Here is a 22838-nt window from a genome sequence, read left to right as displayed (position 1 = left end):
GGTTGCCATTATGAAAAGTTATCCTTACGACGCACCCATCATGAGTACCGACAATCGCATCGCCACTCAGATGAACATCGAATATGCCAGAGCAAAAATGCCAGCAGACTTGCCTCGTGCTGAAAGACTCGTGGTTGAAGAAAACATCAAAAAACTCTTAAAAGACAATAACGCGGTACTCGTTGCACACTACTATGTCGATCCTTTTATCCAAGACTTAGCCCTTGCGACAGGTGGCTGCGTCGGTGACTCGCTTGAGATGGCTCGGTTTGGACAAGCCCATAGCGCCCAGACCCTAGTTGTCGCTGGTGTACGCTTTATGGGCGAATCAGCAAAGATTTTAAGTATGGAAAAAACCGTGCTCATGCCAGATTTGGAGGCGGAATGTTCGCTCGATTTGGGTTGCCCTGCTGACGAGTTTTCCGCATTTTGTGATGCCCATCCTGAGCGTACCGTGGTCGTTTATGCCAATACCAGCGCCGCGGTAAAAGCCCGCGCTGACTGGGTTGTGACATCATCGGTCGGTATCGATATCGTCCGTCATTTGCATGCACAAGGTGAGCCGATCATCTGGGGGCCTGACCGTCATTTGGGCAAATACATCGCTCGTGAGACGGGTGCAGATATGCTGCTTTGGCAAGGGTCTTGCCTCGTGCATAATGAGTTTAAAGCCACTGAATTGCTGCAATTAAAAGCCGAACATCCAGAAGCCAAGGTCTTGGTACATCCTGAGTCGCCCGATAGCGTGGTGGCACTTGCTGATGTTGTTGGCTCAACCAGTAAACTGTTGCAATCAACGTATGAGATGGATGCTGACACCTTTATCGTTGCAACTGACCTAGGCATATTGCATGAAATGCAAAAACGCTCACCGAACAAACGCTTTTTGGCAGCGCCTACCGCTGGTGAAAGTGCGAGCTGTAAGAGCTGTGCCTTTTGTCCTTGGATGGCGATGAATGGCCTAAAAGGTATCGAGCAATGCTTGACCAATAACAGCGGTGAGGTACTAATGACGCCTGAGCTTGCCGCCGCTGCTAGAAAACCCTTACAACGTATGCTTGATTTTGCTGAATCGCAAAAGCAACGTGTGGCCGCCAGTGGCGATATCGTCCAAGATCGTGCATTGTTTGCCAATGTTGGGGCAGCCTAGCATGAGTAAGCCGCTCTCAGCCAATCAAACCCGTACCACCATCCCTGATAACTGTATTCCTGATAACTGTAGGAGTAGTCGCATGAGCCATATTGTCAAAACTGACGTCCTTATCATTGGCGCTGGACTGGCAGGCTTGAGTACAGCGTTATCGCTACCAAAGTCACTGAATATCACGGTTTTGAGTAAAGCGGCACTTGAGGTTTGCTCAAGTCACTATGCTCAAGGTGGCATTGCCGCTAGTCTAGACAAAGATGACTCTGTGTCTGACCATGTTGCTGATACCTTAGTGGCTGGTGCCGGGCTCTGCACACCCGATAATACTGCCCGTATCTTGGGTGCAGGACAGCAAGCGGTTCAGTGGCTATGCGCGCAAGGTGTCCCTTTTACGCAGAACTCACCTAACGCTTTGGATAATACAAGCGCACAGGAATTTTCTCAGTTACAGACTAGCGACTTGCATTTAACAAAAGAAGGCGGTCACGGCTGTAGACGCGTCGCCCATGCGGACGATGCGACGGGTCGACACGTGATGGACGCATTAACCATCAAAGCGCAAGCTGCTACCAATATCACTATTTTGCCTTATCATGAAGCGCTTGAGTTACTGACACTGCCTATAGCGAGCGACAAGCCTTTTTTTACAGATAATAGCGATGCTAAGCATTGCCGAGGGGTGCTTGTCTTTGATCATATCAATGGGCGCCCGCTCACCTTTCATAGTCGTGCAGTGGTACTGGCTAGTGGCGGCTTAGGTCAATTATTCAAGCGTGCCAGCGCGCCTAACGTCTGCGTCGGTGATGGCGTGATGATGGCATGGCAAGCAGGCTGCCGCTTGGCAAACTTGGAGTTCATTCAGTTTCACCCAACAGGCTTAGCGCTAGATGACAGCAGCTTTTTGATATCTGAGGCACTGCGCGGTGAAGGTGGACGGTTATATTGTCCAAAGACGGGTGTCCGCTTTATGTTGGACGTGGATGCCCGTGCTGAATTGGCACCGCGCGATATCGTCGCTCGGGCGATAGCCGCGCAGATTGATAACAACGGGCTTGGCTACGTGCATCTTGATGTCAGTCACTTAGCCACTGACTTTATAAAAGCGCATTTCCCGCAGATTTACCAAACGCTATTAACGCTCGGGATTGATATCACGACAGATCCTATTCCAGTTGCCCCGACTGCGCATTATAGCTGTGGCGGTGTGGTGACTGATGCCAATGGATTGACGGATGTACCAGGACTTTATGCGGCTGGTGAAGTCGCTTATACAGGGCTACATGGGGCGAACCGCTTAGCAAGTAATTCGTTGTTGGAGTGCGTGGTGGTTGGTCGTAATATCGCAGACCATTTGCCTCAGTATGTCACCCGTTTAGCAAACGCAGAGAAGATGAATAATGATGCTTATCGTGACATAAATCAATCCGTCATTGAATCTTGGTCAGTGCCTACGCTCACAGATGCGCATTCAATTATTTTGACTGATACGTTATTTACAGCGTCCGAATATGACAATGATGACAAGCTATCTGGCGCTGAGGCGGACATGACCAAAATCACTGCCGCACTAAAAGTGCTCATGACCACTAACATGGGTATCACCCGTAGCGCGGGACAATTAGAACAAGCATTAACCCAAATACAAAAGTGGCAAGTTTCGCTTGCCAGTACTGAGCTTGGACAACAAAATATCATTAAAAATGACAGCCCCACGAACATACATGAGCTGGCATATTTTCAATTAACCAGACAGCTTGCTTTAGCGACCTTAATTATTCAGTCTGCTTATCAGCGTATGGAGAGTCGCGGCGGACATTATCGCCATGATTATCCAAAGCTATCGGATATACCTCGGGCAAGTGTGGTTGAGCCGCAGCGTGAGCCATATCAGCAACATATCTCCTCTGCTCAATCTATAAATATATCGAAAACGCTAAACAATATGTGGAAAACGTTGATTGCTTGACGGAGCAGTGTGCACATCAACGTTCTAGAAAAAGTCAGCCAATAGCAGAGATTGATTGACTTGTCGCAAGTCCTATCAGCTCACAAAATATCAATCAATGTAGGCTACCTAGTGGGTTTTTAGTATTCGGTCAGGGTTATGGTACAATCGCAAGCTTCCTAAAATGTCTTGTTAAAATCGCTGCGAGCTGACCACCATGCAAAGCCTAATTACCCTCGTTTTGGTCTTGATGCCAATGTTTATTGGCTTTGCCATTCCGTCTAACCCAACCATGACCAAACTAGCCGATACAGGCTTGTCTTATTTGGTCTATCTTATCTTGGCACTGATCGGTATTGAGCTATCACAGGTAGAAGGGCTGGGTAACCAAGTTGGCGAAATTGCACTGTACGTGACTGTCTTATCCATATTGACGATAGGCACAGGATTGTTTGCACTGATGGTTTTTGATCATGTACGACCGTGGCATGCCAAAAAACCAAGCGTCAAATCTAAAGAGCATCGTGTCAGTATTCGAGGTAGCCTATTACAGGTCGTCTGCGTGGTAATTGGGATGGTGATTGGCTACTTCTTGCCTGCTGACTATATGCCGCCTGAAAACTCTATGACGGTCATGCTGATGATTTTGATCTTGTTGGTCGGTATTGGCTTAAAAGGCTCAGGCATTACACTAAAAGAAGTCATGCTCAACAAGCGCGGCGTCGAGATGAGCGTCATTTTTACGCTATCGGTGTTGGTTGGTGGGCTTGTGTTTGCCTTACTATTTACCGATGTGTCGTGGACGAAAGGCTTGGCAATGGCATCAGGGTTTGGTTGGTATTCGCTATCCGCGATTGTCATGACCGATGCTTACGGCGCGGTATGGGGCAGTGTCGCGCTATTTAATGATTTGATACGGGAATTTTTTGCGCTGCTATTCATTCCTGTATTTATGCGCAAATATCCTTCGGCTGCGGTGGGGCTTGGCGGCGCGACGAGTCTCGATTTTACCTTACCGATTATTCAGCAATCAGGCGGTCTCAAGGTCGTGCCACTAGCGATTAGCTTTGGCTTTTTGATTAATATCATCTCGCCGGTGCTGATGGTGGTGTTTTCGGCGTTGGGGTAGATACAGATTTTTAAGATTGAGTACGATTTAGAACTCGTCACATATCTTTGAAGCTGAGTCAACCGGATCATTATAAGCGTTTATTTTTGGCTCTGTCGCTAGTCCATAGACTCGACGATTCATGGATTTTCCCTCTTCGGTGTCAGCTGATGCAATAGGCGCTCTGATACCACAGTCAAAAGTACTCAAACGACTAGGCTTGATGTCGTGTTTTAAAATAAGGTAGTTTTTGACCATCATAGCTCTATTTTTAGATAAAGCACTTAACGCCTGCCCCATTTCATCTTTCGAAATATGAGCTTCAATTTTCATAGTAGCGGTATCGTACTTATTCATCTGCTCTGCTACTTTATCAAGATCAAGCTGGTACTCTTTTGATAACTCACTACTGTCTTTGGCAAAAAAGGCTCGGTATTCCATTTTTAGACCGACACCAATAAGAGTAAATGGACAGCCTCTATCATCCACTACTGTATGAAGTGGCGTTTGTGGACACTCGTCTATATCACCAAGCACTCCATCGCCATCGGAATCCAAAACTGCCGGAACGACGGGCGCTACGATAGGCGCTTGCTGATTAGCCGTTACCGATTGCAGTGCAGCTTGACAAGCTGATAACGTAAAAATACTGCTAAAAATACCCATAGCTAAATAAACTTTTGATGTCATGGTAAAGTCCTTTTTAATAGATCTCTTGCAAAAGTACCAGTTCATTGACTTCCACTGACGGAGTTACAAGGGCTGACGATGACTTATGCAAGAAGTCTAATAATTATTTTGTCCTTTTAAAAAAAGCTACATTTTCACTTATCAGGTTCAGTCGCAAGCGCATAAACTCGACGATTAAACATATCGCCTTCTTCACTGTCTGAAGGCGCAGTTGGTCTAGTTGCGCCGTACTCAACTACCGTGATACGTTTAGGTGAAATATTAAACTTTGACATCAAATAGTTTTTAACGTTGTCGGCTCGAGCTTGCGCCAGTGGATTGGATTTGTTTAAATCGGCGCTATCAACCTCACTTTTGGAACTGTGACCTTCAATCCGTATCGTTGCTGTCTTATGTTCTTGCATTCTTTTACCGACATTATTGAGTTCATCTTGGTACTTTGGCAAAAGCTCACTGCTGTCTTTATCAAAAAAGGCGCGATACTCGATTTTTAAACTCATGTCAGGTCCCATAATGAAGTGGCAGCCTCTGTCATCCACTACTACATTACTTTCCATTTTTGTATTTGGACATTGGTCGATGTCATCAGGCACGCCATCGCCGTCTGAGTCCAAAACAGGAGTCGCAACGATATTTGTTTGCTGACTAACCATTATTAATTGCGGCGCAGTTTGACAGGCGGATAATGCCAAAGTGCTGCTAAAAATAATAATTGCTGAATACATACATTTTTTCATGACCAATTCCTTGTTAAGTTAAACCCCACTCGCCTGCTTCGCAAACAGGCGCATCAACGGCTTAATTTTGCCAACGCGGTACATGCCTTCGCTACGCAGTTGCTGAATAGGACGAGTTTGTGCAAGCGACCCTGCAAATAACCAGTTCAGTGCCGAAAAGCTGTGCATCATCAGGCTATTATGCGGACGACGCGAGCGCTCATAATGACGCAGCGTTTGATTACTGCCCCACAGCGTGCCGCCACTACGGGTAAAGTCATGCATCAACTGCTCACACAATACTTTTACATCGAGCATACCGAGGTTCAACCCTTGGCCTGCTAGCGGATGCACGCCATGGGCGGCATCACCGATGAGTACCAAGTTATCAGCGACGTAGTTTTTTGCTTGTTGTGCTGCTAAAGGAAAACTGGCGATGGACTCAATCTGCTTTATAGCACCCAGCTCGTAATGACTTGCCGCTGCGAGTTTATCTGCGATAAAGCGGTCGTCTTCCTCTATTAATGCCAATGCCTGATTGGGCGGCAAGGTCCATACGATAGATTGCCAATGTTGTGGATTTGCCTTATCGTCATCAGTAATATCCGCTAGCGGCAAGAGCGCTAGCGTCCCCGTTGGCAACATGGCTTGACGAGCAGTCGCTTGATGTGGTTTCTCTGTTTGAATCGCACAGCAAATCGCGGTTTGATTATAATCGAGCGTATCAAGTCCAATGCCTGCTTGTTGACGGACAAATGAGCCACGCCCATCAGCACCAACCAACAGACGCGCATCAATCGCTGTCCCATCATCCAAGGTCACACGGTAACCTTGCTGTGCACCTAGCCAGTCCATATTGACCACTTTATGCCCAGCGATAACGGTCAGATAGTCGCTGACATCCGCTTTATGCAAACGCTGCCATAAGGCGTGCTCAATAACGGCTGGCTCCACCATACTACCGAGTATCTCAGGCGCAGCGCTTTGGTCATGACTGTCACCAAATAATAGCTCGCCCATGCCGTTCAACTGCCATACCTGCATTTGCGAATAGTCGGCTTTACGCTTGGATGCGGTAATGTGTTGCCACGCGCCAACCTCTGTAAGCAAATTAATACTCGCCAAACTAAGCGCATAGACACGCGCGTCACGTTTGCCCAGCACCGCTTGCCACGCAGACTCGTCACGGGCAGGACGGGCATCAACCAAGGTCACTGGCATTTTGTTCTGCACCAGCTTTAGCGCGAGCGTCGCGCCAACGATACCGCCACCGATAATCAGCGTATGATTGTTTTTCATAAGGTGTCTCTCAATATTGCTCAATATTAGAATGCTTATTATCAATCTCAATTACATATAGTTGATTCAGTTTAAAAGAGAGACAAGGCAACCGAGTGCAGATGTATAGGCAATACTGCAAGCGAGGTTAACGCTGTCACTCTTTTAAAGAGGATTAACTATAGCGCTATGACTTTAAACCCATCGCGTAGGTTGCCACCAATGGCTTGATATTTGGCAATTTATCAAAGGCCAGTAATGCCATATTACGTACAAACTTAATGGCGGGATTAGGATGGGTAAAGCCATGTACCACGGCATCACAGAATCGAATCACCCGCTTTTGATCCGTTTGACGCGCTTTTTCATAGCGCTTTAGTAGTTGTGCATTACCGATGTCTTCGCCTTTGAGCACTTGTGCGCTCATCATTTGCGCCAATACATGAGCATCTCGCATACAAAGATTAAAGCCTTGACCCGCGACAGGATGCAAAGTATGAGCGGCATTGCCCATGATAACGCAGCGACCCTCGACCTGCTTATCTGCTAGCACACGCGATAACGGATACGCGCCGCGGCGACCAGCGGCGACAAACGTGCCCGCGCGTTGTCCAAACGCTTGCTGTAGCGTCTGCAAGAACTGCGCGTCGTCTTCTAGATATTTGGTTTCTTCACCTGTTGGACAGACCCAAACCACAGATCGTCTATAACCTTGTTGATAGGTGTCATTGCCGTCGCCCTCTGGATCTGTCAGTGGCAGCACAGCTAGCGGCCCTGCTGGGCTAAAACGCTCAATCGCTACATGCTCATGCGGTCTATCGGTCTCTACCACACCAACGATAGCGGTTTGCTGATAGTCATAGGTTGTGGTGCCGATATTTAACAACTGACGTACCGTAGAGTCGCGCCCATCACAAGCGACTAACACGCTGGCTTGTAGCTGTTGCTCGTTTTCTGCTGCGTCATCGTTGCTAAAGCTCAGCATCACGCCATCCACTTGTTGGGCAACGGTATTAACGCTGGCATTATCAATCAAGGTAATAAGTGGTGACTGCTGTGCGGCTAATAAGAGCTTACGCCCTAGCCACGCGTTCTCAATGACTTGTCCAAACGACTCTACTTTCTCCTCGGCTTTGTTGAGCTGTGCGCGCCCAAAGCTACCTTGCTCACTAATTTGCACGCTATCAATTCGGCAGGCATGGCTTTGCAATTCATCCCACAATCCAATCTCTTGATAGATCTGTACCGTACGCCGAGATAACGCTGTATTACGACTGTCCAAATAATGACTGCGCGTACGGTCATCGGTCGGACTGATGGTTGGATAACGGTTTTTTTCTAATAGCGTGCTAGCAATGCCGTGATGCGCCAGTAGTAAGGCAAAAGACAAACCGACATGACCGCCACCGACGATAAGCACTTGCTGGTCGGTGATTGCTTCTCTTCTTTCAGGTAGGCTTTTAGAATTGGATAAAGGTGAACCTGTCTCTTGCATCGTTGTTGTTCCTATTATAATTGTTGGGCAGACACGTCTTTAGCGATTGATAGTCGTTTTATTGGATAGCCTTTATCTGGTAAAGGCCGCTTCTGACTCAATCGTAAAGTGCTGTAATATCGCTCATAGATTACCACAAATTGCCTATCATGCTGCGCTCTTAACCGTAGACAAATCGTTCGTCCATCCTCATCGCAAGCAAGGTTTATATCGGTAAAATCAGTAAAAACTCAACTTATCAATATTTCAATGCGAGCGTTACTTTTCACTGATGATGTTATCTAACCGATAAATGAACTTAATAGACATGCTGTTGACTCGATTTAGAGTAGTGTGTTGATTGCAATCGACATACAAAAAGAACGCTATCTGCTCAATGTATCGCTTGAATTTTAAAAATTCTCTACCATAATGAAGGCAAGACTTTTATTTATTATCTTCCACAAAACCAACAATAATATTACCGTCATTTTTAGTATTTACTATAACTACTCAACACCCATATAACGCTACTAACTACTTTATCTCTGAAACCCGTGACGCTATCAAAATGAAATCACAGCGCCGGGCATACAATACAAGGATAATCGCTTGACTGATACCATGAGCCGCCGTATAAAGTTTGAATCCCTAACGCCAACACAGCTCAAAACCGTGCTTGGCGAATATAACAACCACATGAAATACATCCAAGAACGCCTCGATATCAAAATTATGCAACGTCAAGGCGATTTTTGCTTAAGTGGCGATGTGACCGCTGTCGAGCGCGGTGAACGTATTATCTATAAGATGGTCGATGAAGCCCAAAACACCAAGGATATCAGCGCAGAAGAACTGCATCTGATTATCCAATCTAGCATCTCGCGTGATGAGGATATGGACGACGATGAGCAGGATGATGATATCGAGGATGCAGAATCAGATGAGGCCAATGAGTTTACGCCCGTCAGTCTGCGTACGCGCAAAGGTCGCATCATACCGCGCGGTGGCAACCAGCAGCGCTATGTAAAAAACGTCTTAAGCTCTGATGTGTCGTTTGGTATTGGCCCTGCTGGTACTGGTAAAACCTATCTTGCGGTCGCTTGTGCAGTCGATATGCTAGAACGTAACGAGATTGAGCGTATCCTACTCGTACGTCCAGCCGTAGAAGCTGGCGAAAAACTAGGCTTCTTGCCTGGTGATTTGACGCAAAAGATTGACCCTTACTTGCGTCCATTGTATGACGCGCTCTATGAGATGATCGGGTTTGAGAAAGTTGGCAAGATGATCGAAAAACAAATCATCGAAATCGCCCCGCTTGCGTATATGCGTGGTCGTACGCTCAATAACTCCTTTGTCATTTTGGATGAAGCACAGAACACCACGCCTGAACAGATGAAAATGTTTTTGACACGTTTGGGCTTTGGCTCACGGGCTGTGATTACTGGTGACATCACGCAGGTCGATTTGCCACGCGGTCACAAATCAGGTCTCGCGCAGGCGATGGAGATCTTAAAAGACATCGAAGAGATTCATATCACCAAATTTGATTCAAAAGACGTGGTACGCCATCAGTTGGTACAACAAATCGTTGAAGCGTATGACGTATACGATGAAGCGCAAATGGCTCTAGAAGAAAAACGTAAGTTTGAACGTATCAAAGAACAAGAACGTAGACAAGCTGTGGCTAATGCTGCTGCCAAACTATAATATAGTCAATCCACTATAAAAGCGTTATAGCATTAACCTCGCTTGAAGTATGACATATACATCTGCACTCGGTTGCCTTGTACCGCTCTTAAATTGGATCAACTATAATAACGCTAGAACAATTTACTATAAAGATTTATATTGCATAGAAAAACTGGATTACTAAAGTAGTCCGGTTTTTTCTTGGCAGAGTTTGCTTAGGTTTAGCATTACTTGGGTGAGGCATGGTCTAGATTGAGTATAGCCAACTAAACACGCCCATTTATAATAAAACAGGATACCGATATGAACCAATTTGACAGTAATAATAGCCACCAAGATCATAGCGCCACTAATGACGATGACAGCTTGGTAGCACTGGATATTAATGCAGCCGATAGTATCGATGATGAGACGCTTGATACGTTTTATGATCGTAAGTATCTATTATCTGTCATGATGGCGACTTTAGATTATATGAACGCGCGCATCAATGAAGGGCTGACACTACCCTACTTTGCAGATATCGATTCTGAGCTGTGGCAAGAAAAACCTAAAACCTTGGATATATATATTACAGATGAAATCGAAGGCCAAGCCCTCAATTTAGAGGCACGCGGTAAGGACTATGCGACCAATATTTTGTCTTATCCAAGTGAGTTGCCTGTCGCCATCATCGGACTAATGCCAACACTGTCTCTTGGTGAGCTTATTATCTGTCATGAGGTCATGGTACGTGAGGCACAAGAGCAAGACAAAACCGTGGCACAGCACATCAGTCATTTACTGATACATGGCGTGCTGCACCTACTGGGTTTTGATCATGAGCTCGGAGAGGCCGAGCAAGATGAGATGGAGCGCTTTGAGATTGAGATTTTGGCAGGCCTAAACCTACCAAACCCTTATCTTTGATTCGGTCTTAATCAATCTTTAGTGGTCGGCAGCTTTTGTGCTTGACCCATTTGATTGATCATTTGATCCAAGCCTTTGACATGGATACTGCGCTGCGGGAATGGAATCTCAATATTCTCATCATCCAATGCGTGTTTGAACTGCTCAAGCAACTGGCACTGCATGGTCCACCAGTCAGCATTGGTTGTCCACACGTTCAATGTCAAATCAACTGAATTGTCACCAAGATTGGTCACTCGTACAATAGGCTCAGGATCGGTGAAAGACAACGGGTTATTTCTGGCGAGGCTCAGCATCAGATCTTTGGCCGTTTTGATATCTGCATCATAGCCAATGCCCACGGTGATATCGACGCGGCGATTGGGTAGTGCTGTATAGTTGACCACCGCTGAGGTTGTGATGTCGCTGTTAGGAATAATGATGTCATGATTGTTAATGGTCGTTAGATGCGTGTTGACCAAGGTAATCTCGGTCACTGTACCCGTATAGCTGCTGATTTGCACATAATCACCGCGTACAAATGGGCGAAAAGTCACGATCATAATGCCAGCGGCAAAATTTGATAATTGATCCTTTAGTGACAAACCAACTGCAACCGCGGCACCGCCCAAGATAGCAACGACCGAGGTGGTCTGTACGCCAACTTTGCTAAGTGCGGCTAAGACTACGACAACCAATAGCACGCCATACAACAGACGGCTTAAAAAGCCAGAGACTGTTTCATCTAAATGACTACGCGCCATGAGACGGCCAAAAAAGTCGACGGCTTTTTTGGCAAGCCAGCGCCCAACGATAAATATAAGTATTGCCAAAGCCACCTTGATGACTATCTCTAATGCATTGCTGGTGAGCGTTGCAACATCTACTGTAAAACCTAAAAATTCCATACTAACTCTTTACTCGATAGCGGTGTGTTATAAATTTGGGTGTCGATTAATCTTAATTGCCGATTAATCTTAATTATTGTCGTCAAATATTATGACGTATTCGTTGATATTCTATGTTTATTTATCGTGTCACTGATTTTTTATCGCTTTAGTTTTGTAGTTTTCGTTTTGTGGCGTCAGTAGGTGACATCCACTTCGTCGCTATAGCGATAAGTACGTATCAGTCGTAACTCGACAATATCACTCATCTCTTTGGTAAATTGTCCAAAAGGTGCTGCTTGTCGTACTGACTGTTTTGCGGCCTCATCCAGTATCGTCGAATTTGAGCTTTCTAGCAGACGAATGGCTTTGATATTGCCATTATTACTAATAATGACCATGAGCCGCACTTCACCCGTAATGCCTTGCGCCCGTGCTTGCACAGGATAATGCAGATTGCCGACACGCTCGACATGCTCACGGAAGGTATTGATATAGTCAGCTGCTGCCCCGCGCGTGGTCGAGTTACTATCCATAGTGACCACTTTGGATTTGGTCGCATAGACTTGCTGACGTTGAGACAATTGCGCTTCTAAAGTAGCGATTTGCTTACGCAGACGCGCTTCTTGTGCCATGATGTCATCTTGTGCTTGTTTGCTATCATTATCCGACTCTACGCTCGCCTGACGCCAGCTTAACGTGGTGCGCAGATAGCTCTCTTGGTAGCGCTGCTGTCGAACTTGGCGCTGTAGATTGATGACGTCTTGTGTCTCGCTCATTTGCTCAGCAGACAATGGACTCATTTGGTCATTCTCTTGTCTTAGTCGCTCCTCTATGGTGCCGCCGCCTTCTTGTGAGGCGTTGGCAATAAAATGCGCGTCTTCGTTTGGCTGCATATTATCGGTGAGCGCCTTTGCCACATCCTGCATCATGGCAGCCGGGTCTTTACCCATCGAAAAGCTGATGCCAAAAATAATCAATACGTGTATGGCGACCGCAATGACAATCGCTACAGGTAAGCTCACATCACGCTTGGGAGGCTGCGCCGAAAAATGGTAGCTCTGTGAGTCTTTGATATAGGCCACAATGGGTCTCAGCTGATAGGTAAGGGTATGGTTTATAAATGAGCATGTAGTGATATGCACGATATATGTCGGCGCTATCATAACATGACATAGAATTAAGTCGCTAGCCCAACCGATAGTGTCGAGAGATGGCGCTAATCAGTCATTGTTTACAACCTTTCATCTACTTAAAACAAATCTCTATCACTAAAAATGTTATAAAACAGGTATCGTCTTTATGATATCAAATGAATTGTCATAAAACGCATGTGTCCATTTTGAAGCCACGGTATTTGTTATATACTGTTTTAGAATGGTAGTGCTAAGCCCTATAATTATAAGGATAATAAGTTTGAGCGACTTTGATAACGTGAATAATTCAGACAGTTTTGACGAGCTCTTTGAGAACATCGGCTATCGTTTTGACGAGTCACTTGATAGTGGTTGGGAGCGTATCGCTCAATCGGTTAAAGACATCTATCATAAAACGACAGACAAACTCGAAGATGAGATATCCCTACCAGTCGCACAAAAATACGTCAACGAGGCGCTACAAAGCTTTGTAACGGATAATGTAAAAGCCATACTAGAGCTGCGCGTTGAAATGCATGATGATTGGTTTCGCTTATACTGCACGGTTAATGCTGGCGGTATTTACGCTGAAGTGGCCAGTAATTTTAGTTTGGTCCATGTGCAGCTAGATCGTAATGTCCAACGTTTTGTGTTTGGTCAGCAGACGTATACCGATATATTAAATCTACGCTGCGAGTCTTTTGTTAAGCGCCAAGGGATCAAGCTTGCTATTTGGTTTTATCATAGCGTCCTTAAAAAAGACCCATTGGGCTTTATTCTCTCCTACGTCAATATTGCTCGCCCAAAAGACGAAGTGATTTACCTCGATATTAACCGCTGGCTAAAAAACAACAAAAAGATCATGAGTACGTTGTATAAAGTACAGGTCAACTATGGAAAGCTTGAAGAAGAGCAAATGGTTTTGAAGGCGCAGATTAACTATCGTGACTTATTGGCCTCAAGCAATAACGAAGATATCATTAGCGACGATGATGAGCCGCAATTGATGCAAGGCCCCATCAACCCTGTAGACGATGCCACCGAACCCAGCCAAGAATAACGATCCATAAACGATGTCTCCAAAAAAACGCTACATCTCACAGGTTATTAGCCTGATAGATGTAGCGTTTTTTATTAAATAAGACAATCGTCAGCTGCCCCTACCAATAGTTCTCAACAGCGATATTACCCTCACCTCGGCGATTCATCACCAATCCTAGTGTCTTCAATGCCTCTTTGGTATCATCCACCATATCTGGGTTACCACATAGCATGACATGCGTCGTATCGACATCCAAATCGATACCCGCGCGCGCTTGCAACGTGCCTTCTAATAACAGCTTTGGTAGTCGCTCTGATAACGCGCCGTCGACAGACTCACGGGTGACGATAGGAATGAAAATCAGCTTTGCAGGATTATCAACCAGCGAGCCAAAATCGTCTTGCAAGCGCTCGATTTGCTCAACGTACGCAAGCTCATCCGTCGAGCGTGCGCTATAGGCTAGCACGATATGCTCGTAATCTTCCCATGTCTTTAGGTCTTGTAGCATCGATAAAAATGGTGCAAGACCAGTGCCTGTGGCAAGCAGCCACAAGTCCTTAGGCAGGGGTTTTTGGTAACGCGCCAAGGTCAAAAACCCAAATGGCATGGTATTAAGTAATAGCTCATCGCCCACTTGTAGATGCTGCAACTGTGAGGTAAAAGCACCGTCAGGAATAACAATAGAAAAAAACTCTAGTACCTCATCAAAGGGCGAAGACACAATCGAATACGCTCGAAAGATATCTTCATTCAATGCTTCATTAGAGACTTCATCACTTGCCTTAACCTGTTGGTAATATTTTAATTGACTCGGATTGACACCCAAGCGCACAAACTGTCCGGCAGTAAACTTAAAACTATCAGGACGGCTGACGGTAAAGCTAAATAAATTTGGCGTCCATGTGGTTTTGCTGAGCACCGTTACCGTTTGAATATTATCACTCATAACTGTTCATCACTCATATTTTATTAAATGGTATTTTTATAAGATAAGTTTGCCAAAGACAAAAATTAAGCAAAAAAAGATGCGCCAAGCTTATCATAAAGCGGGCGCATCTTGGTTTTTTAACCGTAACAACAGATAAGCAACAAATGGCTTATCTTATCGCATAAATCATTGAATCTACCAAATACGAGCCAAGCTTGCCCATTCGATCATACTATTTGGCAAAATACCAAAGAACAGGATAATGGCCGTCACCGCAATAACCATAATACCGCCGGTACGAATACCCCATTGTCCGGACACGTCAAACTCGATGAACTGCTTAGGACGCTTGAACAGTGTGAGTAACACGCGCAAGTAGTAGAATAGACCAATCGCACTACCTAGGATAATCATCGCAGCTAAGAACCAGTTGGTTCCTTGTACAGCAGCCAATATCGCAAATAGTTTGGTGATAAAGCCTGCGGTCAATGGAATACCAGCCAGTGATAACATCATGATAGTCATCACTGCCGTCAATACTGGACGACGCCAGAATAGCCCTTGATAATGTGTCAGCTCATCGGCCTCACCAGATAGGCGATATGGACTCGACATCAATGTCACCACACCAAAGGCACCGATAGACGTAAAGGCATACACCGCCATATACATACTAGAAATGCTATCAGCAGCAGCGCCAATACTGACGATGACGATCATCACATAACCCATATGGGCAATGGATGAATAACCCAATAGACGTTTGAGGCTGGTCTGACGCACAGCTAACAAGTTACCTACCAAGATAGACAAGGTTGCCATCACCATTAATAACATTTGCACCGATGGCAATGCCAATAAAGAGGTATCGATTAAGAATCGAACCGCTAGCGCCATCATGGCAACTTTTGAGACAGACGCCAAAAAGGTCGCGATAGGGACAGGCGCGCCTTCATAAACATCTGGTGTCCACATATGAAAGGGAGCTGCAGAAAGCTTAAAGGCGATACCAAACATCATCATCGCCGCACCCAATATCAGTAGTGGCGATTCAAAAATATTGCCCAATACCATGCTGATTGGCTTAAATGCCAACGAGCCAACCTCTGCATAAATAAAGGCCATACCCATGAGTAAAGTCGCTGACGCTGTCGCCGACAGTACTAGATATTTTAGTCCTGACTCAAGCGAGCGGTTACGCATATAAGTATAAGCGAGCAAACCATATAAAGGCACTGACAGCATCTCAAGACTCATAAAGAATGATGCCATATGCTGCGCGCTTACCATGAGTAATGCACCAATGGTCGATAGCAGCATGAGCAAGTATAGCTCTTCTTTATTGTCTTTTAGATCGGCCAGATACGCATACGATAGCGTACAACACGCCAAGGCACAAACTAGAACTATCACCATATTGAACTGTGCAAAGTTATCAATCACAAATAACTGCTCAGCATTTGGCGCAATAGCACCGCTTTCAATAAAGCCCGTCATTTGCCCAAGTAACGTAACCAGAGCAATATTCAAACCGACTACGGTGATTGTACCAGTGACCATATGCGAGCGCTTGATAGTGATGGCAATCATCACCACGAGTACCGTAATCACTACGGCGATAATCGGTGCGTAAGGCACAAGCCCTATCAAATCATTCATTGTAATCTCATTCATGACTTAACGTGCCTCCATTACATCAAGCAGTTGCGACGCATCTACCTGTGTCACTTGACTGTATATATATGCATTGTTGATCCACTGCATCGCGTGACTTGAGGTATCAAGGAACGGCTGTGGATATAATCCGAGCCAGACCAAACCAGCCGCTAACATCAATAGTAATGACAGCTCGCGCTTGCCCAAATCTTTTAATCTACGTGCAGGCAAACCATGTGACTTAGTCTCTCGCTCTGCCAATGCAGCGATGTTGTTTTCACCAAATAACGCGCGATAAATCAAAATAAGCGAGTATAGACCTGCAAGCACCAAGCTGAATGTCGCAAATACCACAAACACAGGATACTGAGCAAAGGAGCCAAATAAAATCATAAACTCGCCAATGAAGTTACCTGTACCTGGAATACCAAGCAACGCCGCACAGAAGAACATCAATATCGGTGCGTAGTAACGGAACTGTCCCCACATACCACCCATCAAGGTCAAATCACGTGTATGCAGACGCTCATATAGCTGCCCTGCCATGATAAATAGTGCGGCTGAGCTAAGCCCGTGCGCAAGCATCTGAATCATCAGACCTTGTAAGCTGAGCAATGTTCCAGCATAGATTGCTAATACCACAAAGCCCATATGCGAGATACTGGTATACGCTAGCAAACGCTTCATGTCGGTCTGCATAAACGCGAGCCAAGCACCGTAGAAGATACCAATCGTCCCCAAGGTAATGGCAATCGGTGCAAACTCTTGTGACGCTACTGGGAATAACGGCAACACAAAACGAATCAAACCATAGGCGGCAGTTTTAATGAGCACACCTGCCAAATCCACCGAACCTGCCGTTGGTGCCTGCGCATGCGCATCTGGCAACCAGCCATGAAAAGGTACAATAGGCAACTTCACCGCAAAACCAATGAAGAAGCACAGCATGATGGGATATTCCCAGCCGCCAAGTGACGTACCGAGTAAGTCATTATAGTTAAAGCTGACCACCCCAGTTTGGGCGTAGCTGATAATGACCAATACCAAAATACCGATGAGCATGATAAGCCCAGACGCTTGGGTATAGATAAAGAATTTGGTTGCGGCGTATTCTTTGGTTTTGCCAACCACATCATGACCCCAAAGCGCGATCAAGAAATAGATAGGAACCAGCATCATCTCCCAAAAGAAGAAGAATAAGAACAGATCAATCGCTAAGAAAACCCCGATAACGCCGCCCAAACTCCATAGCAAGTTTAGGTGGAAAAAGCCAACGCGGCGCTGAATCTCATTCCACGAACAGGCAACAGCTGCCACACCAAGCAAACCTGTTAAGGCTACCATCATCAGTGACAAACCATCTAGCGCCAAGTGAAAGCTAATACCAAAGCTCGGTATCCACGGCACACTAAATTCTGCGACCCAAGGCACGGCAGCATCTGGCGCGATGACCTGCTTACTCATACCGCTAAAATCACCCTGCTGCCAAAGTATTAATGACAAAGCAAAGGTCAACATCATACCGATCAAGGCAATCCAGCGCGGCAGACGTTTATTAAATCGCTCCACCAACCAGCATAGCAATCCTGCAATAAAAGGAATTGCGATTAATGCTGGTAGCATCCACGTTTGTTGTAACTCCATCATCTTTACACCACCGTTATCATTACCAGCACCAGCAATACAGCCATACCCAAGCCAAAGCTTGTGGCATAACCTCGAAGAGACCCTGTTTGCGTCGCAGACAATACTTTATTACCTGCCGAAGCCAGCTTAGGCAAGAATAGCCACGTTTTATCGATAGGGTCGGCTTTTAATAAGCGGCCGATGAACAAAAAGGGTTTTACAAAAATTATATCGTATAGCACATCGAAACCTAGACCGTGATAGCACCAATGATATAGCGCCCCGCCAATACGTGAGCGCTTAAAGCTTATGAGCATGCGACCTTTATTGACGACATATAATAGTGCTGCCAATATCAAACCGGCCACCATCGCACCCATCGCGATATACTCTGCGGTGTGCTTAGCATGGTCTTGACCCGCGACTTCTAATAAGTGACCTACGCTCTCTGGCAATACACCTTGTAGTGGCGGCGTAATCCAAGCACCAACAGCGGTAGACAATACAAGTAATACCGTCAAAGGTAACCAGTACGACACCCCTGATAGCTTGTGCGCATGGGTTTTTTCTTCACCGAAGAATATGATCCAAATCATACGGAACGTATAGATTGCGGTTAAGAATGCGCCGAACACACCCATATAGAATAGTACTAAGTGACCTGTGGCATAAGTTTCCCAAAGAATCGCTTCTTTAGAATAAAAACCAACGGTAACCCAAGGTATCGCCGCGAGCGCACCGCCACCAATGATATAACACCAAAATACCAATGGTATCTTTTTACGCAGACCGCCCATCTTAAAGATATCTTGCTCATGATGTACGGCAAGAATGACCGCACCTGATGCCAAGAACAACAGCGCCTTAAAAAAAGCATGGGTCATCAAATGGAAGATTGCCCCTTGCCACGCACCCACGCCAAGCGCTAAGAACATATAGCCAATCTGACTCATGGTTGAATACGCAAGGATACGTTTAATGTCTGTTTGCGCGAGCGCACAGAATCCAGCAACGACCAGCGTCAATGCCCCGACGCCACCAACCCAATATAATAAGATGCCTGGGGTCAACTCAAACAATGGATGCAAGCGGGCAATCAGATAAACGCCAGCCGTTACCATTGTTGCCGCGTGAATCAATGCCGATACGGGTGTTGGACCTGCCATCGCATCAGCAAGCCATGTGTGTAGTGGCAACTGCGCTGATTTACCCATCGCGCCGCCGACCAACATCATGGTAGTTAGCATCATCGTTGGGTTGTTTACATCGAACACTTCTGGCGCGCGCGTAATAATCTCTTGAATATTAAGCGTACCGAATTCGCGGAATAATAAGAACAAACCAAAGGCTAAGAACACATCACCAACACGCGTGACGGTAAAGGCTTTCATCGCGGCGCGACCATTGGCTCTGTCATGGTAATAATAACCAATCAATAAGTACGAACAGATACCCACGCCTTCCCAGCCAAGATATAGCAAGAACAAATCATCTGCGAGTACCAGTAACAGCATGCTGGCCACAAACAAGTTCATATAGCTAAAGAAACGGGCAAAGCCAGTGTCGCCTTTCATATACCAAGAGGCAAACAGATGAATCAAAAAGCCAATCCCAGTAATGATGCCTGTCATAGTCAATGCCAAACCATCAAAGCTCAAGCCAAAATGCGGCGCAAAGTCGCCAACTTGGAACCATGTCCATAGCGGAACTTCAATTACCGTTCCAGCTGGATTGGTGGTCAAAAAGGTATAGCTAACGACTAGCGTACATAATGCTGATAACAGCATGCTACCCACGCCAACAAACGCTGCGACCGTCTCTGATAATTTGTCGCGCATAAAGGCTAAAATCAAAAAGCCAATGAGCGGGAATATAAAGGTTAATGGTAATAAACTCATGACATCATCCTTTCATCTCATTGGCGCTATCGACATCGAGATGCCCACGCTGATGATAAAAACGCAATAATATTGCCAGACCAATCGACGCTTCAGCCGCGGCCAAGGTCAAAATAAAGATAAACATAATCTGCCCGTCTGGATCGACCCAGCGACTACCTGCCACGACAAATGCTAGTGCTGCCGCATTCATCATGATCTCAAGACTCATGAGCATAAATAAGAAGTTACGTCGTACCATGACGCCGCACAGACCAATAGCAAATAAAATACCTGCCAAAATCAGTCCATGGCTCATGGGTATCATACCCAGTACATTTTGCGCCTCAGCAACTGGCTGTACTAAGCCTGCCACCTCGTGGGCAAACGGCACGTTTGACACCTCTTGTGCCACGCTTGCTGCTAGTACCATTAGTCTGCCTCCTTGCGCGTCACTTTGTTCGCACCTGTGTTCATACCAACATAGTCATGCGGGTCAACATCTTTATATTCATAAGGCTTAGCCATTTCTACGCCATCATGCTGTGTAAGCGCACTGTCATTGTCATATTGTTTGATACTGCCTACACTTGGCTGAACGTCTTGACTCGCATGACCGACGATCTCTTCATCAATCGACTCTTTACCTAAGTGATAAGCGGCAACCAAAGCCGCTAATAGTAACAAAGCTGCAATTTCAACCAGCATGATATATTTGGTAAATAGCACCGTACCGACTGCTTTGGCAGAGATAGTCGTGCCACCCATCATAACGGCTTCATCATGACCCATACCAATCATTGCATAGAGCACAACGGCAACGATTATCGTCAATCCTGTCGGTATCGCCCAAGTACCAGCATCGAGCCAACGCTCTTCGCGCTCGTCATTACTCATGCCCAAGTTCAGCATCATGATAACAAAAACAAATAGCACCATAATGGCACCAGCATAAACAACAATCTCTAGCGCACCTGCAAACGGCGCTCCTAATACAAAGAATATCCCAGCAATTGCCAGCAACGATACAATCATCGATAAGATAGCATGCACTGGATTGGCCTGAGTCACGACGCGCAGACTGGCAAATATCGCCACTGCCGCCAGTGAATAAAACCCAGCCAGTTCAGGATGGTTCAAAATATTCATCATGGTAGCAAGCTCCTTAGATCAATCGGTGCAGACTCGTTTTGTGCTGCACCTTTTGGTTTATCTGCTACCGCCATACCTGTCACACGATAATAGTTATAATCAGGGTATTTACCTGGTCCTGAAATGAGCAAATGCTCTTTTTCATAGACCAAATCTTGGCGCTTATATTCACCCAGCTCAAAATCTGGGGTCATTTGAATCGCTGTCGTTGGACAGGCTTCTTCACACAATCCACAAAAGATACAGCGTGAGAAGTTAATTCGAAAAAACTCTGGATACCAGCGTCCATCTTCACGCTCGGCTTTTTGTAATGAGATACACCCTACCGGACATGCCACCGCACACAAGTTACAAGCCACGCAGCGCTCGTCTCCATCAGGATCACGCGTAAGGACAATACGTCCACGAAAACGCGGCGGCACAGGTACCGGCTCTTCAGGATAAAGGATGGTGTCACGCGGTCTGAGTGCATGACTATTGACCATCCACATGCTGCGGACAATGGTAAATATACCAATGACGGTCTTTTTTATGGTAGTAAACATGGGATTATTATCCTTATCAGCTTTACCCTAGTTCATCAGTGATGGCTAGTAATGACTATAACGTTGGGGAAAAGATCAAAATGACCGCAGCAGTGATTAATAGATTAATCAGCGTTACTGGCAGACATACTTTCCAGCCAAAGTTCATCACCTGATCATAACGCGGACGCATGAGTGAGCCTCGAGCCAAAATAAACATGGTCATAAAGAACAGCGTTTTAATCATGAACCAAAAAACTGGTGGAATAAATGGGATATCTAAATTGAACGGCGCAAGCCAACCGCCAAAGAACAAGCAAGTCATCAAGGCAGAAATCAAGACAACGTTGACATACTCACCAATGAAGAACATACCAAACTTCATGCCCGAATATTCGACATGATAGCCTTCAGCCAGTTCTTGCTCTGCTTCTGGTTGGTCAAATGGATGTCTGTGCGTAACCGCCACACCCGCGACCACAAAGGTTAAAAACCCAAAAAACTGCGGAATGATATACCAGCCGTCGACTTGTGACTCAACAATGGCGCGTAAGTTAAATGAACCTGTCAGTGCAACAACGCCCATCAACGACAAACCTAAAAACACTTCGTAACTGATCGTCTGTGCAGCTGAGCGCAAACCACCGAGTAGCGAGAATTTGTTAGCAGATGCCCAACCACCGAACATCACGGCGTAAACAGCAATACCCGCCATGGCAAAGAAAAACAAAATACCAATATCCCAATCAACCACGCCAAGTGTTGGCGAGATAGGAATAATGGCAAATGAAGCCAGTGCCGTGAACATTGCGACCGCAGGTGCCAAGGTGAACATAAACTTATCAGTAAAGTTTGGTGTCCAATCTTCTTTAAAAAAGATTTTGAGCATGTCAGCGACTAACTGCAACGAACCAAAAGGCCCAACACGGTTTGGACCATAACGATCTTGCCATAATGCCAGCATGCGGCGCTCATAGACAATCATCATTGCGGCAACCAATACCACGACCAAAAAGATGACTAGCGATTGACCCACCAAAAACAGAATAGACCAAGTATCAAAGCTCATGCT

General features: G+C 45.8%; 20 protein-coding genes. 6 read left to right on the top strand and 14 right to left on the bottom strand.

Annotated features, from left to right (window positions below; translation table 11 throughout):
• Positions 1 to 10 precede the first annotated feature (10 nt).
• The 3 genes from nadA to AOT82_RS12325 all read left to right on the top strand — a co-directional run bounded on the left by nadA (position 11) and on the right by AOT82_RS12325 (position 4221).
• A complete protein-coding gene (gene nadA, locus AOT82_RS12335) occupies positions 11 to 1150 on the top strand; it encodes a quinolinate synthase NadA (protein ID WP_071003308.1) in 1140 nt (379 codons plus the stop codon).
• An 82-nt stretch (positions 1151 to 1232) separates the two neighbouring features.
• Positions 1233 to 3113: an L-aspartate oxidase gene (nadB, locus tag AOT82_RS12330; protein ID WP_156771016.1), complete on the top strand. Its 1881-nt coding sequence runs from the start codon at positions 1233 to 1235 to the stop codon at positions 3111 to 3113.
• Between the two features lie 196 nt (positions 3114 to 3309).
• Positions 3310 to 4221 carry a lysine exporter LysO family protein gene (locus AOT82_RS12325; RefSeq protein ID WP_071003306.1) on the top strand — a complete coding sequence of 304 codons (912 nt, stop codon included), beginning with the start codon at positions 3310 to 3312 and terminating at the stop codon, positions 4219 to 4221.
• 27 nt (positions 4222 to 4248) lie between these two features.
• On the opposite strand, the gene AOT82_RS12320 is transcribed toward AOT82_RS12325, so the two are convergent.
• From AOT82_RS12320 to AOT82_RS12305, 4 genes are all read right to left on the bottom strand, one after another.
• Positions 4249 to 4890: an OmpA family protein gene (locus tag AOT82_RS12320; RefSeq protein WP_071003304.1), complete on the bottom strand. Its 642-nt coding sequence runs from the start codon at positions 4888 to 4890 to the stop codon at positions 4249 to 4251.
• 134 nt (positions 4891 to 5024) lie between these two features.
• Positions 5025 to 5627, bottom strand: a complete 603-nt coding sequence (locus tag AOT82_RS12315) for an OmpA family protein (protein WP_071003302.1) — start codon at positions 5625 to 5627, stop codon at positions 5025 to 5027.
• Between the two features lie 18 nt (positions 5628 to 5645).
• Positions 5646 to 6905 (bottom strand): FAD-dependent monooxygenase, encoded by a 1260-nt coding sequence (locus tag AOT82_RS12310; protein ID WP_071003300.1) that lies wholly within the window; start codon positions 6903 to 6905, stop codon positions 5646 to 5648.
• Positions 6906 to 7071: 166 nt separating this feature from the next.
• Positions 7072 to 8379, bottom strand: coding sequence for a UbiH/UbiF/VisC/COQ6 family ubiquinone biosynthesis hydroxylase (locus AOT82_RS12305; RefSeq protein ID WP_083328950.1), 1308 nt, complete (start codon positions 8377 to 8379; stop codon positions 7072 to 7074).
• 603 nt (positions 8380 to 8982) lie between these two features.
• Here AOT82_RS12305 and AOT82_RS12300 point away from each other — a divergent pair.
• Both AOT82_RS12300 and ybeY read left to right on the top strand, forming a co-directional pair.
• Positions 8983 to 10068 carry a PhoH family protein gene (locus AOT82_RS12300; RefSeq protein ID WP_071003785.1) on the top strand — a complete coding sequence of 362 codons (1086 nt, stop codon included), beginning with the start codon at positions 8983 to 8985 and terminating at the stop codon, positions 10066 to 10068.
• 285 nt (positions 10069 to 10353) lie between these two features.
• Positions 10354 to 10959: an rRNA maturation RNase YbeY gene (gene ybeY / locus AOT82_RS12295; RefSeq protein WP_083328949.1), complete on the top strand. Its 606-nt coding sequence runs from the start codon at positions 10354 to 10356 to the stop codon at positions 10957 to 10959.
• A gap of 11 nt (positions 10960 to 10970) precedes the next feature.
• On the opposite strand, the gene AOT82_RS12290 is transcribed toward ybeY, so the two are convergent.
• Both AOT82_RS12290 and AOT82_RS12285 read right to left on the bottom strand, forming a co-directional pair.
• Positions 10971 to 11846, bottom strand: a complete 876-nt coding sequence (locus AOT82_RS12290; protein WP_071003298.1) for a mechanosensitive ion channel family protein — start codon at positions 11844 to 11846, stop codon at positions 10971 to 10973.
• Positions 11847 to 12022: 176 nt separating this feature from the next.
• Positions 12023 to 12910: an energy transducer TonB gene (locus tag AOT82_RS12285; protein WP_227517151.1), complete on the bottom strand. Its 888-nt coding sequence runs from the start codon at positions 12908 to 12910 to the stop codon at positions 12023 to 12025.
• 331 nt (positions 12911 to 13241) lie between these two features.
• Here AOT82_RS12285 and AOT82_RS12280 point away from each other — a divergent pair, with 331 nt between their 5' ends.
• Entirely contained in the window at positions 13242 to 14021 is a 780-nt protein-coding gene (locus AOT82_RS12280) for a hypothetical protein (RefSeq protein WP_227517150.1), read from the top strand.
• A 100-nt stretch (positions 14022 to 14121) separates the two neighbouring features.
• Here AOT82_RS12280 and AOT82_RS12275 read toward each other — a convergent pair whose 3' ends face one another.
• The 8 genes from AOT82_RS12275 to nuoH form a co-directional block, all read right to left on the bottom strand.
• Positions 14122 to 14949 carry a ferredoxin--NADP reductase gene (locus tag AOT82_RS12275; RefSeq protein WP_058024558.1) on the bottom strand — a complete coding sequence of 276 codons (828 nt, stop codon included), beginning with the start codon at positions 14947 to 14949 and terminating at the stop codon, positions 14122 to 14124.
• 177 nt (positions 14950 to 15126) lie between these two features.
• Entirely contained in the window at positions 15127 to 16605 is a 1479-nt protein-coding gene (gene nuoN, locus AOT82_RS12270; RefSeq protein ID WP_071003293.1) for an NADH-quinone oxidoreductase subunit NuoN, read from the bottom strand.
• 3 nt (positions 16606 to 16608) lie between these two features.
• Complete coding sequence (gene nuoM / locus AOT82_RS12265; RefSeq protein WP_197496796.1) at positions 16609 to 18231, bottom strand: NADH-quinone oxidoreductase subunit M; 1623 nt, start codon at positions 18229 to 18231, stop codon at positions 16609 to 16611.
• Positions 18232 to 18236: 5 nt separating this feature from the next.
• A complete protein-coding gene (nuoL, locus tag AOT82_RS12260; RefSeq protein ID WP_071003289.1) occupies positions 18237 to 20111 on the bottom strand; it encodes an NADH-quinone oxidoreductase subunit L in 1875 nt (624 codons plus the stop codon).
• Between the two features lie 4 nt (positions 20112 to 20115).
• Complete coding sequence (gene nuoK / locus AOT82_RS12255; protein WP_025653102.1) at positions 20116 to 20424, bottom strand: NADH-quinone oxidoreductase subunit NuoK; 309 nt, start codon at positions 20422 to 20424, stop codon at positions 20116 to 20118.
• A 98-nt stretch (positions 20425 to 20522) separates the two neighbouring features.
• Entirely contained in the window at positions 20523 to 21242 is a 720-nt protein-coding gene (gene nuoJ, locus AOT82_RS12250) for an NADH-quinone oxidoreductase subunit J (protein WP_071003287.1), read from the bottom strand.
• Complete coding sequence (gene nuoI / locus AOT82_RS12245) at positions 21239 to 21787, bottom strand: NADH-quinone oxidoreductase subunit NuoI (RefSeq protein WP_010198902.1); 549 nt, start codon at positions 21785 to 21787, stop codon at positions 21239 to 21241. Before nuoI ends, nuoJ begins: the two co-directional genes overlap by 4 nt.
• Positions 21788 to 21842: 55 nt before the next feature.
• Positions 21843 to 22835 carry an NADH-quinone oxidoreductase subunit NuoH gene (nuoH, locus tag AOT82_RS12240; protein WP_186475404.1) on the bottom strand — a complete coding sequence of 331 codons (993 nt, stop codon included), beginning with the start codon at positions 22833 to 22835 and terminating at the stop codon, positions 21843 to 21845.
• Positions 22836 to 22838: the final 3 nt, after the last annotated feature.

Origin of the sequence: Psychrobacter sp. AntiMn-1, assembly GCF_001854065.1 — a bacterium.
GTDB lineage: Bacteria > Pseudomonadota > Gammaproteobacteria > Pseudomonadales > Moraxellaceae > Psychrobacter > Psychrobacter pacificensis.
The sequence above is the reverse complement of the archived record's forward strand: the minus strand, read 5'-3'. Positions and strand labels throughout refer to the sequence as shown.

Excerpts from the sequence above, each read along its gene's own strand:
- nuoH (WP_186475404.1), bottom strand. The coding sequence starts at position 22,835 with ATGAGCTTTGATACTTGGTCTATTCTGTTTTTGGTGGGTCAATCGCTA.
- ybeY (WP_083328949.1), top strand. The coding sequence starts at position 10,354 with ATGAACCAATTTGACAGTAATAATAGCCACCAAGATCATAGCGCCACT.
- AOT82_RS12300 (WP_071003785.1), top strand. The coding sequence starts at position 8,983 with ATGAGCCGCCGTATAAAGTTTGAATCCCTAACGCCAACACAGCTCAAA.
- nuoI (WP_010198902.1), bottom strand. The coding sequence starts at position 21,787 with ATGTTTACTACCATAAAAAAGACCGTCATTGGTATATTTACCATTGTC.
- AOT82_RS12290 (WP_071003298.1), bottom strand. The coding sequence starts at position 11,846 with ATGGAATTTTTAGGTTTTACAGTAGATGTTGCAACGCTCACCAGCAAT.
- AOT82_RS12325 (WP_071003306.1), top strand. The coding sequence starts at position 3,310 with ATGCAAAGCCTAATTACCCTCGTTTTGGTCTTGATGCCAATGTTTATT.
- nadA (WP_071003308.1), top strand. The coding sequence starts at position 11 with ATGAAAAGTTATCCTTACGACGCACCCATCATGAGTACCGACAATCGC.
- nuoL (WP_071003289.1), bottom strand. The coding sequence starts at position 20,111 with ATGAGTTTATTACCATTAACCTTTATATTCCCGCTCATTGGCTTTTTG.
- AOT82_RS12310 (WP_071003300.1), bottom strand. The coding sequence starts at position 6,905 with ATGAAAAACAATCATACGCTGATTATCGGTGGCGGTATCGTTGGCGCG.
- nadB (WP_156771016.1), top strand. The coding sequence starts at position 1,233 with ATGAGCCATATTGTCAAAACTGACGTCCTTATCATTGGCGCTGGACTG.
- nuoN (WP_071003293.1), bottom strand. The coding sequence starts at position 16,605 with ATGAATGAGATTACAATGAATGATTTGATAGGGCTTGTGCCTTACGCA.
- nuoM (WP_197496796.1), bottom strand. The coding sequence starts at position 18,231 with ATGGAGTTACAACAAACGTGGATGCTACCAGCATTAATCGCAATTCCT.
- AOT82_RS12275 (WP_058024558.1), bottom strand. The coding sequence starts at position 14,949 with ATGAGTGATAATATTCAAACGGTAACGGTGCTCAGCAAAACCACATGG.
- nuoJ (WP_071003287.1), bottom strand. The coding sequence starts at position 21,242 with ATGATGAATATTTTGAACCATCCTGAACTGGCTGGGTTTTATTCACTG.
- AOT82_RS12315 (WP_071003302.1), bottom strand. The coding sequence starts at position 5,627 with ATGAAAAAATGTATGTATTCAGCAATTATTATTTTTAGCAGCACTTTG.
- AOT82_RS12320 (WP_071003304.1), bottom strand. The coding sequence starts at position 4,890 with ATGACATCAAAAGTTTATTTAGCTATGGGTATTTTTAGCAGTATTTTT.
- AOT82_RS12305 (WP_083328950.1), bottom strand. The coding sequence starts at position 8,379 with ATGCAAGAGACAGGTTCACCTTTATCCAATTCTAAAAGCCTACCTGAA.